This window comes from Haloarcula sp. 1CSR25-25, assembly GCF_032027985.1.
GTDB lineage: Archaea > Halobacteriota > Halobacteria > Halobacteriales > Haloarculaceae > Haloarcula.
Genome location: NZ_JAHYBW010000024.1, coordinates 1 through 774 on the forward strand (window position 1 = coordinate 1; position 774 = coordinate 774).

Sequence of the window (774 nt, forward strand, 5' to 3'; positions counted from 1 at the left end):
AAGTCGTCAACCTGACTGTCATTACTACTGTCGGGACCGGTGAGATGTCCGGCGTTGAGTCCAATTAAACCGCAGGCTCCTCCGGTTGTGGTGCTCCCCCGCCAATTCCTTTAAGTTTCATCCTTGCGGACGTACTTCCCAGGCGGCTCGCTTATCGTCTTCACTACGGCACATCACGTGCTCATGGCGCGTGACATACCTAGCGAGCATTGTTTACAGCCAGGACTACCCGGGTATCTAATCCGGTTCGAGACCCTGGCTTTCGTCCCTCACTGTCGGGTCCGGTCTCTCAACGTGGTTTCCCCATTGGTGGTCCGTCCAGGATTACAGGATTTCACTCCTACCCCGGACGTACCCGTTGAGTCTCTCGGCCCCAAGCTGTGTAGTTTCCACCGGACGTCGACCAGTTGAGCTGGTCGATTTCCCAATGGACTTACACAGCAAGCTACGGACGCTTTAGGCCCAATAATATCGGCCATCACTCGGACTGCCGGTATTACCGCGGCGGCTGGCACCGGTCTTGCCCAGTCCTTATTCTTGTACCACCTTACGGTACAGAAAAGCGAGGGCTATATGCCCTCACACTCGGAGTCCCCCTATCGCACTGTCGTGCAGTGTAAAGGTTTCGCGCCTGCTGCGCCCCGTAGGGCCCGGTATCTTGTCTCAGATACCGTCTCCAGGCTCTTGCTCTCACAACCTGTACCGATTATCGGCATGGTGGGCCGTTACCCCACCATCTACCTAATCGGCCGCAGCCACATCCTACAGCGCCGG

General features: G+C 56.8%; 1 rRNA gene. It reads right to left on the minus strand.

The window, feature by feature from the left end:
- Positions 1-774 (minus strand): 16S ribosomal RNA (locus tag KZ498_RS24640); the annotation flags it as partial.